This is a genomic window from Sulfurimonas sp. HSL3-7 (assembly GCF_039645985.1).
GTDB lineage: Bacteria > Campylobacterota > Campylobacteria > Campylobacterales > Sulfurimonadaceae > Sulfonitrofixus > Sulfonitrofixus jiaomeiensis.
The window spans coordinates 478,121-491,864 of record NZ_CP147919.1 but is presented as its reverse complement, the minus strand read 5'-3'; the positions used below and the strand labels follow the sequence as shown (position 1 = coordinate 491,864).

At 51.2% G+C, this 13,744-nt stretch carries 14 protein-coding genes; 2 read left to right on the top strand and 12 right to left on the bottom strand.

Features of this window, described 5'->3' with window-relative positions; translation table 11 throughout:
* The first annotated feature begins 4 nt into the window (after positions 1–4).
* Positions 5–463, top strand: coding sequence for a hypothetical protein (locus WCY20_RS02480; RefSeq protein WP_345976724.1), 459 nt, complete (start codon positions 5–7; stop codon positions 461–463).
* A 72-nt stretch (positions 464–535) separates the two neighbouring features.
* Here the strand turns inward: WCY20_RS02480 and WCY20_RS02475 are convergent, their stop codons facing one another.
* From WCY20_RS02475 to WCY20_RS02420, 12 genes are all read right to left on the bottom strand, one after another.
* Positions 536–1,381, bottom strand: coding sequence for a thiamine pyrophosphate-dependent enzyme (locus WCY20_RS02475; protein ID WP_345976722.1), 846 nt, complete (start codon positions 1,379–1,381; stop codon positions 536–538).
* On the bottom strand, positions 1,378–3,921 hold the full coding sequence (locus tag WCY20_RS02470; protein ID WP_345976720.1) for a 2-oxoacid:acceptor oxidoreductase subunit alpha: 2,544 nt from the start codon (positions 3,919–3,921) through the stop codon (positions 1,378–1,380). The genes WCY20_RS02475 and WCY20_RS02470 overlap by 4 nt, the downstream gene beginning before the upstream one ends.
* Before the next feature lie 56 nt (positions 3,922–3,977).
* A complete protein-coding gene (locus WCY20_RS02465; RefSeq protein WP_345976718.1) occupies positions 3,978–4,658 on the bottom strand; it encodes a superoxide dismutase in 681 nt (226 codons plus the stop codon).
* A gap of 244 nt (positions 4,659–4,902) precedes the next feature.
* Entirely contained in the window at positions 4,903–6,150 is a 1,248-nt protein-coding gene (locus WCY20_RS02460; RefSeq protein ID WP_345976716.1) for a pitrilysin family protein, read from the bottom strand.
* Between the two features lie 60 nt (positions 6,151–6,210).
* Positions 6,211–7,251, bottom strand: a complete 1,041-nt coding sequence (locus WCY20_RS02455; RefSeq protein WP_345976715.1) for a dehypoxanthine futalosine cyclase — start codon at positions 7,249–7,251, stop codon at positions 6,211–6,213.
* 5 nt (positions 7,252–7,256) lie between these two features.
* On the bottom strand, positions 7,257–7,694 hold the full coding sequence (locus WCY20_RS02450; RefSeq protein WP_345976713.1) for a DUF302 domain-containing protein: 438 nt from the start codon (positions 7,692–7,694) through the stop codon (positions 7,257–7,259).
* On the bottom strand, positions 7,691–10,075 hold the full coding sequence (locus tag WCY20_RS02445) for a multiheme c-type cytochrome (protein ID WP_345976711.1): 2,385 nt from the start codon (positions 10,073–10,075) through the stop codon (positions 7,691–7,693). The genes WCY20_RS02450 and WCY20_RS02445 overlap by 4 nt, the downstream gene beginning before the upstream one ends.
* Positions 10,075–10,473 carry a transcription antitermination factor NusB gene (gene nusB / locus WCY20_RS02440; RefSeq protein ID WP_345976710.1) on the bottom strand — a complete coding sequence of 133 codons (399 nt, stop codon included), beginning with the start codon at positions 10,471–10,473 and terminating at the stop codon, positions 10,075–10,077. The genes WCY20_RS02445 and nusB overlap by 1 nt, the downstream gene beginning before the upstream one ends.
* The gene (gene ribE / locus WCY20_RS02435) at positions 10,473–10,943 is read right to left on the bottom strand and encodes a 6,7-dimethyl-8-ribityllumazine synthase (RefSeq protein ID WP_345976708.1); all 471 of its coding nucleotides are present in this window, start codon (positions 10,941–10,943) and stop codon (positions 10,473–10,475) included. Before ribE ends, nusB begins: the two co-directional genes overlap by 1 nt.
* Positions 10,943–11,746 (bottom strand): 3-deoxy-8-phosphooctulonate synthase, encoded by an 804-nt coding sequence (gene kdsA, locus WCY20_RS02430; protein WP_345976706.1) that lies wholly within the window; start codon positions 11,744–11,746, stop codon positions 10,943–10,945. Before kdsA ends, ribE begins: the two co-directional genes overlap by 1 nt.
* 8 nt (positions 11,747–11,754) lie before the next feature.
* Positions 11,755–11,952 (bottom strand): hypothetical protein, encoded by a 198-nt coding sequence (locus tag WCY20_RS02425; protein WP_345976704.1) that lies wholly within the window; start codon positions 11,950–11,952, stop codon positions 11,755–11,757.
* A gap of 10 nt (positions 11,953–11,962) precedes the next feature.
* Positions 11,963–12,850 carry a DMT family transporter gene (locus WCY20_RS02420; protein ID WP_345976702.1) on the bottom strand — a complete coding sequence of 296 codons (888 nt, stop codon included), beginning with the start codon at positions 12,848–12,850 and terminating at the stop codon, positions 11,963–11,965.
* A gap of 116 nt (positions 12,851–12,966) precedes the next feature.
* Between WCY20_RS02420 and WCY20_RS02415 the strand changes: the two genes are divergently transcribed.
* Positions 12,967–13,743: a glutaredoxin domain-containing protein gene (locus WCY20_RS02415; protein ID WP_345976700.1), complete on the top strand. Its 777-nt coding sequence runs from the start codon at positions 12,967–12,969 to the stop codon at positions 13,741–13,743.
* Position 13,744: the final 1 nt, after the last annotated feature.

Sequence of the window (13,744 nt, the reverse complement as noted above, 5' to 3'; positions counted from 1 at the left end):
AACGATGTTGTACGAAATGATCAAAGATGAAAGCTATATGAAGTTGATGAGCAAGCATATTCAGGAGCTGCTTCTCTTTTTGTTCGAACAGGAACAGAACTTCGGCATTCTCTGCAAGATCGAACACCTCACCTTTGAACCCGATCTCCCGGAACATATCCGCCAAGAGTTCCGCCCGATGACCCTTTTCTTTCTGGCCGGCTACACCTTTGAAAGTGCCCGTCTCGATAACGATTCGCTCATCTTTGAAGCCGGCTTCGGCGAAGAGAATATCGGCAGTTTTGTGCAGGTACCGCTTTTGAGCATCATGCAGGTTATCGTTGATGAGACCCCGATCTTCGTCAATCTTGCTTCTCCGAAGGAAACGGCAAGCAACCAACCGCCACAGAGAGAGAACGGCATCGAGAATTCGATGGCAAGTTTTCTGTCCAACCCTGAAAATCAAAAGTTCATCAAAGAGTGATCTTCTAAAAGAGGCATCTTCTTTTCCTCCGTCGTCTTGCCTGGGCAGCTGTAATTAATAACGCACTCTAGTTCAATACCGGTCAAAAAGATCCTGTATCTGCGCTGTGTCGTGCCGGGTCGCGTAAAGCGGTTTTGTGTCTCCCCGACGCACGCGCTGTTCAAACGTACTGCTGATATCTTTGTAAAGCACACCCAGCGGCATCGGCATCGTTTCAAAAGCTTTTTCCACTGCTGCGCCAATATCGGTCACATCATGAGAAGCATCGAGAAGATAGGTGTTCTCTTTGAACCAGTGGTAGGTGTTTATCTTGTTGAAGGTGACGCAGGGCTGCAAAATGTCGACCAGGGCATACCCGGGGTGCAGGAATGCGGCTTTGAGTACCTCTTTGGCATGGGCGGCATTGCCGATGTTGACGCGGGAGACAAAGCCCGCCTTCAGTGCCAGGGCTACAGCAAGCGGGTTAAAGGGTTCGTTTCCCACCCCGTCGACCTGCACTTTGGTCGTGAAGCCTATCTGACTCGTCGGCGACGCCTGGCCTTTGGTAAGACCGTAAACCATGTTGTTGTGGACGATATGGACGATGTTCACATTGCGACGGACGGCATGGAGAAAATGGTTGCCCCCTTCGCCGTACATATCGCCGTCGCCCCCTTCGGCGATGACCGTCAGTCCGGGATTCGCCGCCTTGATCGCCGTGGCGACCGGCAGAGCCCTGCCGTGCAGCACCCCAAACATATTGACATCGATATAATAGGGCGTTTTCGCCGCCTGTCCGATGCCCGAGACGATGACGGTGCTGCCTCGCTCCGCCTGCAGCTCGTCGAGCACCTCTTTGATCAGTTTAAGAATGCCGAAATTGCCGCAGCCAGGGCACCAGGCGATATCGACGTTTTCACGCTCAAATGGATGGCTCATGACAGCTCCTTTACACGCTTGCTTATCGTTGCCGCAAGTTCGTCAGCAAAGAAGGCGAAGCCGTTGAACTGCAGCACGCTGCTATCGACGCTAATGCCGTAGTGCTGCAGGCGGTCGGCAAATGCCCCGTCGGCATTGTTCTCTATGACGATCCTGTGTGTGCACTCTTGCAGAAATTCCAGGTGTTCTGGATTAAGCGGATGCACCCAGCTGAAATGGACCTGCATCAGCCTAGGATCGTCCACCCTGCGCAGCGCTTCGGCAATCACGCCGCGGGTTGACCCCCAGCCGATCACCGCGATACGCCCCTCTCCGTAACGTTCTGGGGCAGAAGCTTCGGCGATCAGATCCGCCTCTTTGCGGGCCCGCTTCGAGACCATCTTCACCCGCAGAGAAGGATCCTCGGTAATCTGTCCGCGCACATCGTGCTCATGGCCGTCTGCACAGACCAGTCCGTCACCGAAAGCGGGAACACCCCGGGGGCTTACGCCGCTTTCGGTCTCAGCATAGCGCTGATAGGCATCATCCGTCGGCACGATATAACGGCGCTGCTCAAATCGGGAGAAGTCCACATCGCTGACCATCGTCATGGAGTCGGCAAGGTACTGGTCGCTAAGCACGATGACAGGCAGCTGGTAACGGTCCGCCAGTTCAAAAGCCAGGTAGCCCAGTTCGATGCACTCGCGCAGTGACCCCGGTGCCAGTATCAGACGCGGGAAGGGCCCGTGACCGGAGTGAAGGGCCATGTTCAGATCGCCCTGCTCGCTGCGCGTCGGCAGTCCCGTTGCGGGCCCCGGCCGCTGGGCAAGATAGATCACGGCCGGAGTCTCGCTCATGCCTGCAAGGCTCAGCGCTTCGCCCATCAGGGCAAACCCGCCGCCGGAGGTGGTCGTCAGCGCCCGTGCGCCTGCGTACCAGGCCCCCATTACCATATGCAAAGAAGCGATCTCGTCCTCGCTCTGTTCGACCGCGACGGGAAACTGCTTCGACATCGACGCCATAAAGTTGAGCACGCCTGTCGAGGGCGACATCGGATAGGAGGCGACGAAGTTGCAGCCGCCGATGAGAAATCCAAACCCCGACGCGGTCGTACCGTCCATCAGATGGAGTTTCGCCGTCTCACCGGGATGCGTTTCTGGCAGTGCCGGCAGCCCTGAACGATCCAGTGCCGCACCGGCTTTCTGACCGGAGCGCAGCGCCGCTTCGTTTTTGGTATCCCCTTTAAAATGCTCGGCAACGCTTTCGACCAGGGGCTGCAGGTCAATGCCGAACAGGCCGAAGACGGCACCGGCCGCATAGGTGTTGGCATAGTGTACACTGCCGAGCTTCTGGGCTTCCGCCTTCATCGGGAGCGCCGTTACCGCTTTTTCCTTTTCGTCCGATATGCCGTCCGCCACGATCACCGTCTTTTCGCTGCAACGCCACCTCGCATGTTCGAGGGCCGGCGCGTCGATCGCGATGAAGAGGTCGACATCCCGGCACGGCGCTTCCACAGGAGCATCGGAGATCCGTATCAGTACCGTATTGCTGCCGCCGCGTACGCGGGACATATACTCTTTGGTGGAGAAGAGGTAGTAGCCACTGCGTCTGAACGCATCGCTGAGGATCTTTTCAAGGGTGTCGATGCCGCTTCCCGCCGCCCCGCCGATCAATATGGCGACGCCACTCTGTTTACTGAAATCTGTTGTTTTAGCTTCATGCTGCAACCGCTGGATAGGCAGTAATGCCTGCTCTGAGGCAAAAGGCACCTCAAATCTGCCGGCACCAGGCAACTCTCCTGAAGTGTCTGGTAGCGGCGTTTCCGTAACGGCGGTTGCAGTCTTCTTCTCAGCCTCCGGACTGTCTCCCCAGGTGATCTTGCCGCCGTAGTACCCCAAAATGACAACAGTCATACCGGTAAACAAGACAATAGCATGGTAGATGATCCCTTCCACAGAGGCTTCGTAAACGATAGCCGGATCTTCCAGATAGAGGGTTATTCCCACTACACCGAGCAACAGCGTCAACGTCGCGACGATCAGCTTGACGATAAAAGGCCGGCGTGTGGAAAGGTCGTAATTGACCCACCAGCTCAGTAGTCCGGGGATCATCGCAACAAATCCCATCACGGTGGCTACGAAAAAGGTATAAAACACGCCGACGGCATAAGCCGTCTTGGGGTAAGTAAGGAAAAGCAGGTCCAAGCCTGCGGCAAAGATATGCAGTGCGATCGGAAAGTGGACAGTCATCGGGTGAGGATGGTACTTTCTGTACCACTGCTGCAGACGCTCTTTCAATGGGTCTATAGATGAAGGTTCATCCTGTTCCTCGGTTTTCTCTTCTTCCAGCATTGCCACAACCCGAAATGTGTTAAAAACTTCATCACCGTGCGGTGCACCGATCATCATTGGGGTCAGATCGGCACCTGCACTGTGCAACCCTTCATGATCGCCCTCTTTCCAAAAGGGGCTCTCCGTCACATCGTAGACTTTCCCTTTATAGCCGACATACGCTTTCATACCGTTACGGCCATTGTATCGTTTGAGTTGGTTTTGTGTCATGCCCTGTCCTTCACGATTAAATGGACGCGCTACACTCTACGAGAAGTGACATACCCTTATGACGGGGTATGTTCGTTTTCCTGCATCATATCCACATAGTCACACACTTCGTTGTCATCATTGCACGGCTGGCTGTAACCGGCAATCGGATCATTGGTCACCCGGACAAGATTATCCGATACGAACTCCCAGTTGACCAGTTTCCACCAGTTTTCCAGGTATTCGGGACGCGCGTTACGACAGTCGATGTAGTAGGCGTGTTCCCAGACATCGCACGTCAGAAGCGGCGTGCGGCCATGGCGTATCGGGGTATCGGCATTGGATCGCTGCTCTATCGTGAGCGTACCCTCATCTGTGATGACCAGCCAGGCCCATCCCGAACCGAACAGTCCTGCAGCTGCTGCCAGAAATGCCTCTTTGAAGCCCTCCATCGAACCGAAGTCACGATCGATCATATCGGAGAGTTCCACTGACGGAACGCTTTCTGCACCGGAGAGTCCATGCCAGTAAAAGTCATGATTGAAAACCTGCGCGGCGTTGTTGAAGATCGCGCCGTCCGCTTCTTTGATGATATGCTCAAGCGTCATATCGGCGAATTTGGTGTTTTCGATGAGAGCGTTGAGTTTGTTGACATATCCTGCATGATGTTTTCCGTAATGAAAGGAAACTGTTTCTGCAGAGATATAGGGCTCCAATGCACTCTGTTCATAAGGCAGTGTCATTAATGTATGTAGCATCTTCTCCTCCTTTTGGATTCAAGCTCTTTACATAATCCTACCTTATAATCTTAAAGCTTCCCACACAATAGTAAATTAGCTTGAAACAATAAGAGAAGTAGAGAGCAGAAGAAAAGGATAATAGTAGAAACGGGGAATTTCTGAGTGCATAAAGTCTAAGAAACCGTCATTTGACGTGATATCTTTATTAGCTGACAGGGCTGCCTGTATCAGAAGAGAGCCCTATATGCAAAGGCATGGACGCCTATTTTTTGCTATTGGTCACAATGGCAAATGTGAGATCGTTGATCTCATTATGTTTCTTGATGTAATCATTCAACTCATCGAGAGAAAGCACTTTGATCTTCTCCAGCTCTTTTAAACTTGAGCCAAGTTCCTGCCCCTTGTAATACTCTTGAAACGTACGGGATAAGCGCTGCGAGAGGGTCTCGACACGGAGTGGTTCTGAACCGAGCAGAAACTTCTTTGCCTGATCGAGCTCTTCTTGGGTCACACCCTTTTTAACGAAATCGGCTATCACCTCTTTGACAGTTGTTTCCGCCTCTTTTTGGGATTCCAGTTTTGTCTGCAGGTAACCTGAGAAATAGACATTGGAACGGGCTGTGTTCACACGGGCATAAGCCGAGTAGGCAAGACCGCGTTTGACCCGTATCTCTTCCATCAAGCGGCTTCCGAAACCGCCTGTACCCAGAATAAAGGCTGCTACACGCGCTTTATACTCGTCGCTGTCACCCACTTTCAGATCATAGGGCGAGCCGAAGTAGAGGTAGGCCTGTTCAGTGTCACGTTCCAGCACACTGTGCTGGCTCTCTTTATCCGCTTCTATAAAGGGTAATTCACTTGTCTTGCCTTTAGGAAGCCCCTTCAGCAGTGCATGCACCGAAGTTTTTGCCTCGTCCAAAGTAATGTCACCGCCAATCACGATAACGGCACGCGACAGGACAAGATGCTGTTTTAAAAACGTTTTAATATCGTCTAATTTTATTTTCTTGACATCCTCCACTCTGCCGCTTGAAGGATGCTCCAGGACAGTGTCTTTAAAGAGTTCCGCTTTGAGCGCATTTGAGGCAACATAGTCATAGTCATTCTCTTTACGGCTCAGCGAACCGATAGAGATCGCCTTCACCTTCTCTAAGGTCTCTTGACTGAGATTGGGATCGCGCAGCAGCATTTTGACATGTTTGACGCCGTATTCAAAAGACTCTTTGAGCGAACTCAGTTCAATGACAAATGTCTCTGTACCGGTGTGTGCACTCAAATGGACTGCTTTGGCGTCAAGGACTTTGGCAAAACCGATGCTGCCTAGTTTCGAGGTCCCTTCGTTCATCATCCTGCCGCTGATCTTGGCAAGACCCGGCAGCTTCCCATCTTCGATCGAACCGCTCTGCTCAAATACGAGCTGCATGGAGACCATAGGAAGACGTTTGTCTTCTTCATAAATAAGAGGGATCTTTACCCCCTCGACATCAATATAATCCACTGTCGAAGCCATCGAGATTCCTTGAATACATAGTAATAAAGATAAGATACACTTTTTCATTGTCATATTGCTCTAGGCAAATATTTCCAGCGTTTCGTAGGCGGTGTTTCGGATAGCCGGCGTTTCGCCGATATCTGCGATCAGCCGTACCATCTCGTCTTTTGCCATCCTGAACCCTGCGCCGGCACTTCGGACAACATTCTCTTCCATCATCGTCGAACCGAGATCGTTGGCGCCGTATTTAAGCGCCATCTGTCCGATATACGGTCCCTGTGTCACCCATGAACTTTGAATGTTCGGCACGTTGTCAAGATAGAGCCTTGAAACGGCAAGCAGACGCAGATAACGGTTAGAGGAGGGTTTCTTAATGTCGGGGATCTCTTCCATCAGCTGGGTGTTTTGGCCCTGAAACGACCACATAATGAAGGCACGGAAGCCACCTGTCTCGTCCTGAAGTTGACGCACAAGGTCCCAATGTTCGATGATCTCTTCATCGGTCTCAACCGTTCCGAACATCATCGTTGCTGTCGACATGATACCCAGTTTGTGAGCCTGGCGGTGCACGTCGATCCAGACCGAGGAGTCATGCTTTTTCGGAGCGATAATATCGCGGACCCTGTCGCTAAGGATCTCTGCACCGGCGCCCGGAATCGAGGAAAGGCCCTTCGCCTTCAGACGTTCCAATACCTCTTTGATCGAGATCTTTGAGATCTTGGCGATAAAATCGATCTCGATCGCCGAAAAAGCATGGATCGTTATCTGCGGGTATTTCTCATGGATATGGCCGACAAGATCTTCATAAAAGTCGATCTTCAGTTTCGGGTGCACACCGCCCTGAAAAAGGATCTGCGTTCCGCCGATAGCCACCAGCTCATCGATCTTCTGATCGATCTCTTCATGGCTTAGAACATAGGCATCGTCCTCTTTGGCATGGCGGTAGAAAGCACAAAACTTGCAGTCCACCCAGCAGACATTGGTGTAATTGATATTGCGATCGACGATGAAGGTCGTGATCCCCTTGGGGTGCAACTCTTTTTTTCTTGCTGAAGCCATCTTACCGAGTTCGATAAGATCACCGTTTTGGATAAGTTCTAACGCTTCTTCTTTGGTCATCCGGCTCACTGTTTACGTCCTGCCTCTGTCGTGATATTGTCTAAAGTAAAATTCATTTTATTGAGCAGTTTTCTATTGCTCAGGTTATGCTCTGAAACGAGCCACTCACCGTCTCTGTAAGCGATCTTGCTTTTCAGGTCTTTGTCTTGGTAGACCAGAATACGGATCGGAAGGTCAAGCCCCGCCTGCATGTTCTCTTGCAGCAGGGGTGTTCCCATCTTTGGATTGCCGAAGATGATCTCTTTTGACGGAGGCAGCTGCATGCGTACCTTGTTGGCGCCCGCCTGATGGTCAACAATCGCAAAGACCGTAAAACCTTTTTTTGTCACGATATTTTGGATCTTGCTAACCGTCTTTTCGACGCTGTTGGCCGAATTTTTGATGATAATATCATTGGCAAACAATGAAGCCGTCAATGCAGTCAGTAAGATAAATTTTCTCACTTCCATCTCCTTGGGTTTTTACGCTTAAAAAAGAGCCTGTATATAATATACCCGCCAATCAAAATTCCCACTAAGAGCTGCAACCAGGCTCCGATACGCAAGAGTTTGTTTAAGATACCGCCATGCTCTTTTTTGTCTATTTCGATGCCCGCCATCTCTACGGCATGCACCATTGCCGAGACAGCCAGATCGCCGTCAGGCATCTCTTTATGACATGACAGGCACATCCCTTCTCTGTCCACTTTGGAACGCTGCTCTTCATTGAGCGGCTGCGAAAGCTTCCAGTGGTGCCCGACGGTCTGCAACTGCGTGCCGTTCTCATCAATAAAACGTGAATAGTCATTTTTCAGATTCGCGATACGCGGTATCTGTCTCTGCACATTGGCCGGCAGCAGACGCCCGTCAGCCGTCATTAAATCGACAATTGTATCTTGGCTAGGATCAGCGTTGAGTTTGCCGCCGCCGATACCCAGCCCCAATGCCTTGGCCGACGTATGGCACGATTCGCAGGAGCGGGACGCTTTGGAGATGGTGTGCGGCTGTACCGCTGCCATATCGATAGCATTTTGACCTTCATCTCCCGCACCTTCAACATTCGGGATCTTGAAGATGTGGTTCTGCAAGAGTGCTTTGCCCTCTTTCCCGATAACAGTAATAGTCGTCTGACATCCCGGTATCGTCGGCGAGATACGTCCTTCGCCGTTTTGAGAAAGTGCCGGATCTTCCCAGCGTAGGAAGGACCTTGTCTCTGTCACCTCTCCGTCGACAAGGTACTCTTTAAGTGAACGCATGCCCCCCGTCGTTCCATGGATATCCTGATCATGCGAAGCCTCCAGGTAATCGGGATTCTGTTTGGAACCGGAATAGTCTATCTTGACATGGCAGCCGTAACACTGCGGTGCCCAGGTCGCATGGCAGGTATAACACTCCAGTTCATCCGTATGGGCTTTGATCTGGTCCATTGCCGCCAACGCTTCACGGGAGAGCTTTTTCTCCTTTTTCAGCGTTTTGAGCGGTGTCAATTCAATATCTCTGCCTGAGGCCAGGTGCATAAGCACTTTGTCACCTTTGCGGACCGCTTTTGTCAGGGGGTTGCCCCGGGCGCTTAAAAGGTACCCCTCGGGTGCCGCTTCGACAGACCCCTTCCTGAGGTATTCGGCAACTGTTTTAACGGTACCGCGAGGCTCGCCGACCTTGGCATTCTCGTTGAATTCGTCAGAGTAGCCCAGGGGAAGTTCCCACGGGTATTTTGAGGTCGTACCGTGACAGTCCTGACACTCGATCTCAACAGCCCCCAGATTTGCCCCGCTTAAAAAGCCGTCACCGTGCAGATCGTTTGAGGTGTGGCAGTCCTGGCAGAGCATCCCTTTTTTATAGTGGATATCCTCTTGCATATGCAGGTAACGCTTGCCATGGAGTTTCGGCTGTCCCTTGCCCTCTTCGTCAAAAGTTGCGTCATACTCCATCTCCATCAGCCCCTGGTAGGAGACCCCGATCCGCTTGCCCCGGTTGTGGCAGGTCGAACAGGTCTCAACAGGCACGCCGGAGTACTCGACCTCATGGACTTTGACCTTCGCCTTACGTGAAGATTGGATACTGTGCACAAGCAGGTGCCCCGGATTTTTCGATATCTGCTTATCGCCGCCTTCGTACAGACCCGAGTTTGAATAGGGAATGTGGCACGCGGCACAGCCGATGCCTCTGAAGTCACCGCGCTTTGAACGCCCCTTGCTGCCGGTATGACAGCGCAGACACTCCTGACGCAGATAGGTATAGACCGCCAGAGACGGATCTTTTTCGATCTCTTCGGCTGTCGGCGCTTTGGGAAGCTCTCCCGTCTCCCCAGGAAAGGCTTGCGGTTCAAGCGCAGAAAGCTCTTGCATATAGGCCTTATAAGCATCACTGCCCAAACGTTTGTGCGGATCTTCGGGATTGCCGGTAGCATAGGTGGCCACCGAGTGGTCGTAGCCCACTTTACCGCCGAAGCTCCAAAGCGCGCCCTGTATCTTACCCTGCTCGGTCATCATCAGGGAGTTCATCTGCGCATTGACCTGTTCTTTGTGACACATACCGCAGGTATTTTGGTTGATCCAGCTGCTGCCCGGTGCGGGGTAGTAATCTTTGGGACCTTCATGTTCCAAAAAATAGGCTACCGTACCTTTATGGGCCCGCTCTTTGACCATCGTGGTCGGGTCCCCGCCGTGGCAGACAATACAGTCATTGCCTCGATGGCCTGCTTTTTCCGCGACTTTGTAGATCTCTTCCATCATCTTGGAATGCGGGTCGCGGATATCTTCGATCCCTTCATGGCACTTGACACAACTGTTTGACGCGTAAAGTGCCGAAAGAGTCAAAAGTGTTGTGACAAGTAGTTTGAACATTATTTATCTTTGGAGATGGCGTCAAGCACCCCGTTGATGAATTTTGGTGACTGCTCGGTCCCAAAAGCTTTTGAGACCTCGATTGCTTCATTGATCACAACTGCGGAATCGAGTGAAGAATACATGATCTCATAGGCGCCTAAACGGAGAGTGGCCCGTTCTATCGAACCCAAACGCTCAAAATCCCACTCTTTAAGGTGTTTAACGATCGCCTTGTCAACACTCTCAAGGTGTTCCATCACGCCGCGAAAGAGGTCCAATGCGAACTCTTTTTGTTTGTTACGGATCTTTTTGTCTTCCAAAATCTCATCCGTGAAATCGGAAATGCTTTTATTACCGAGGTCAAAAGCATAAAGCAGACTTACAACCGCCATTCTGGCATGGTGACGTGTCGCCATTACGCTTCGATCGCTTCATAGAGGTTGATCATCTCGATAGCCGTTACCATCGCTTCAAAACCTTTGTTGCCGGCTTTGGTTCCCGCACGCTCGATCGCCTGCTCGATCGTGTCTGTTGTCAACAGACCGAAAGCGACCGGTTTGGCATATTTCAGCGATACCGTTGCAATGCCTTTTGTCGCCTCAGCCGATACATAATCAAAGTGCGGTGTCGCGCCGCGGATCACGGCGCCAAGGGCACAGACTGCATCGTATTTGCCTGTGGCCAAAAGGCGCTCGACCGCCATCGGAAGTTCGTAAGCACCCGGGACAAGAACCAGATCAAGGTCCGCTTCGTCACCGCCATGGCGCAGGTGGGCATCTTTTGCCCCTTCAACCAGACGGTCCGTAATAAGGTGGTTAAAACGTGCCGCGACGATCGCCACGCGCTTGCCTGGCTGTACTTGTAATTTGCCTTCGATAATGTTCATTATTGTCCTTTAATTGCTTCTTGGATTGCCAAGATCGTTTCTGTTGTTGTATACAAATTTTCTAATTTTAACATATTCGGCCCGTCACTCAGTGCACAGCTCGGATCGACATGGGTCTCAAAAAAGAAACCGTCCACGCCGACTGCCGCTGCGGCACGTGAAAGGTGCGGCACCATCGAGCTGTCACCCGAAGTCGTTCCGCCTCCGCCGCCTGGCATCTGAACCGAGTGGGTCGCATCGAAGATCACCGGTGCGAATTCGCGCATAATGACAAGCGAGCGCATATCGACCACCAGGTTGCCGTAACCGAAGCTCGAACCTCTCTCGGTCAGCAGCACCCCGTTTGCTTTGGCATTGTCGTAAGAGACCTCCTCGCAGCCGCGGGTCTTCAGCACCTTCAGTACCGAATACTTCATATCGGCAGGGTTCATAAACTGCCCCTTTTTGATATTGACGATTCTGTCGGTCTGCGCAGCAGCTACAAGCAGATCGGTCTGACGGCAGAGAAAGGCCGGGATCTGCAATATGTCAACCACTTCGGCCACCGGTTTGACCTGGTAAGACTCATGAATGTCGGTCACGATCTTGTAGCCGAAATCCTCTTTGACCTTTTGCAGGATACGCAGCCCCTCTTCGAGGCCCGGTCCGCGGTAGCTCTCCAAAGAGGTGCGGTTTGCCTTGTCAAAACTGGCTTTAAAATAGAAATCGATGCGCTCATCTTCCTGATAACGCTCCAGTTTTTTGGCGATCTCAAAGATGTTCTCTTCACTCTCAATAACACAGGGACCGGCCATTAATATCATTATTTCTCCTACAGTTGTTTATTGATTTTTTCAACCGTCTTGTTGGTAAAGTCGGTTATGGTGTTACCGGTATTATGCGCATAGATAAAATAGCCGCCTAAAGCGAGCAGAAGCAGCGCCGTGATAATACGGTTGCTGGTATAAGCCAAATAAGCGAGAATGGCGATTAGAACCAATCCGCCATAATACATTGTATTTGCATCCATAAAAGACCTCCTATTTTTTGACAACGAGAAACCCGCTGAAAATAATTAAGATTATACCCAAGAGTGTTATAAAATCTGGCAGTGCGTCGCCTAGAAGCAGACCGACCCCGATAGAGAACGGAATATTGGCATAACTCACGGCCCCGACAATGCCCGCCTTCGACTCGCCATAGGCTTTGGTCATATAGAGCTGTGCCAGGGTGGCAAAAAGCCCCATCCCGAGGACATAAAGCCAGATGATTCCCTGAGGCATCACAAACGTTCCCAGCATGAAATCCAGTTCGGGTGCATTGACATACGGTGAGACAGCGAGCAGCAGCAGCGGTCCGGCAGTGCCGACCCCCATAAACGAAAGCACGATCGCTCGGGTATCATAATACTTTTTCAGCTCTCTCACCGAGGTATAGGCCAGAGCCGCCCCCACCCCGCTGAAGATACCGAGCCAATCTGTTTTCGAGAACATAAACCCCGATGGTTTGGCAATAAAAACGATCCCGGCGAATCCGATAAAAACAGCCAGCCACGCTGTTTTTGGCAGTTTTTCCTGCAAAAAAAGCCAGGCAAAGATCGCGGTGAAGATCGGCGACGTTTTTGAAAAGGTCATTGCATCGCCCAAAGGGATATGCGCGATATTATAGAAAAAAGCCAACAGTGCCACAAAACCCATGAACCCTCTGAAAAAGAGCAGAAAAGGTTTGCCGCCCTCATGTTCCATCGGCTTTTTCAACACGGCATATCCGACCAGTGCAACACCGAACACATTACGAAAAAAGACCACTTCGAGCGAACTCATCGAATCACTGGCCAGCTTGGCAAAGGCGCCCATTACAGCAAAGAAAAAAGAGGCCATCAGCATATAGAGCACGCCGCGGTCCAATCCGGAGATATAGTGTTTCACATCACCTCTTTAGGGCACCTATGAAGAGGGACCCTTTATTTTTGGAAGTTTAACGACTAAAACGTTATAGTCTTGTTAGATTATCGATCTAATATTGACAACAAGGACATATCGTCATGAGAATTCTCTTTTTGCTTACAGTGATGATTTCATCGCTTTTTTCGATCGGCATACCGTCTCAATATGCTGCTATCAGCACCCCTCTTTTTGAGGCAAGAGCCGCTTTTTACCGCCTTCCTGCCGACGACTATGCCGTGCGCGAAAAGGTTCTGCAGTATGCGGTTATGTGCAACCAGGTGCAGGAGTTCGGCTATAAAAGCAGCCCAATGCATGACAGGCAGCTGCAAAAAGCCTATCTGAAAAAGCTTCACCAGCTGCAGTCACACTATGAGAAACTTTCTGTTTTCATGCTACGCGAACTCAACCGGGCCATTGACACAGACAACTACCCGCAGTTCCTCTCAATCGTCAACACTAAAATGGACACATTCTTTGAGGACCCGAACCTCAAAGAGCGCATCTACGCCTACTACTGCGCAAACCGTTTTTTTAAAAGCTCCCAATACCTTGACAAACGGATCAACGATGAGCGCCAGACCATCATCCACTACAATACCGCCCGAGAGAACAGATATGCCTACAGCAGCACACCCAACGCACGTTTCAGAGAAGTCCGTATCCTGACAACGTCTTTTTGTCCCTACTGCACGCGTACCAAGAATTTTCTGCGTCAAAACGGCATCAGATTTTCGGAGTATGATATCCACGGCAGTGAGAAGGGGAAAGCCCTTTACGAAAAACTCGGCGGCAGAGGGGTCCCCGTTCTGATCATCAACAACACCGTCATACACGGCTACAATGAGTCGAAGATGCAGAAAGCCTTGAAAGAATAAG

Excerpts from the sequence above, each read along its gene's own strand:
- WCY20_RS02465 (WP_345976718.1), bottom strand. The coding sequence starts at position 4,658 with ATGCTACATACATTAATGACACTGCCTTATGAACAGAGTGCATTGGAG.
- WCY20_RS02455 (WP_345976715.1), bottom strand. The coding sequence starts at position 7,251 with ATGACCAAAGAAGAAGCGTTAGAACTTATCCAAAACGGTGATCTTATC.
- nusB (WP_345976710.1), bottom strand. The coding sequence starts at position 10,473 with ATGGCGACACGTCACCATGCCAGAATGGCGGTTGTAAGTCTGCTTTAT.
- WCY20_RS02480 (WP_345976724.1), top strand. The coding sequence starts at position 5 with ATGTTGTACGAAATGATCAAAGATGAAAGCTATATGAAGTTGATGAGC.
- WCY20_RS02460 (WP_345976716.1), bottom strand. The coding sequence starts at position 6,150 with ATGGCTTCGACAGTGGATTATATTGATGTCGAGGGGGTAAAGATCCCT.
- WCY20_RS02475 (WP_345976722.1), bottom strand. The coding sequence starts at position 1,381 with ATGAGCCATCCATTTGAGCGTGAAAACGTCGATATCGCCTGGTGCCCT.
- WCY20_RS02425 (WP_345976704.1), bottom strand. The coding sequence starts at position 11,952 with ATGGATGCAAATACAATGTATTATGGCGGATTGGTTCTAATCGCCATT.
- WCY20_RS02445 (WP_345976711.1), bottom strand. The coding sequence starts at position 10,075 with ATGTTCAAACTACTTGTCACAACACTTTTGACTCTTTCGGCACTTTAC.
- WCY20_RS02470 (WP_345976720.1), bottom strand. The coding sequence starts at position 3,921 with ATGACACAAAACCAACTCAAACGATACAATGGCCGTAACGGTATGAAA.
- kdsA (WP_345976706.1), bottom strand. The coding sequence starts at position 11,746 with ATGATATTAATGGCCGGTCCCTGTGTTATTGAGAGTGAAGAGAACATC.
- WCY20_RS02415 (WP_345976700.1), top strand. The coding sequence starts at position 12,967 with ATGAGAATTCTCTTTTTGCTTACAGTGATGATTTCATCGCTTTTTTCG.
- ribE (WP_345976708.1), bottom strand. The coding sequence starts at position 10,943 with ATGAACATTATCGAAGGCAAATTACAAGTACAGCCAGGCAAGCGCGTG.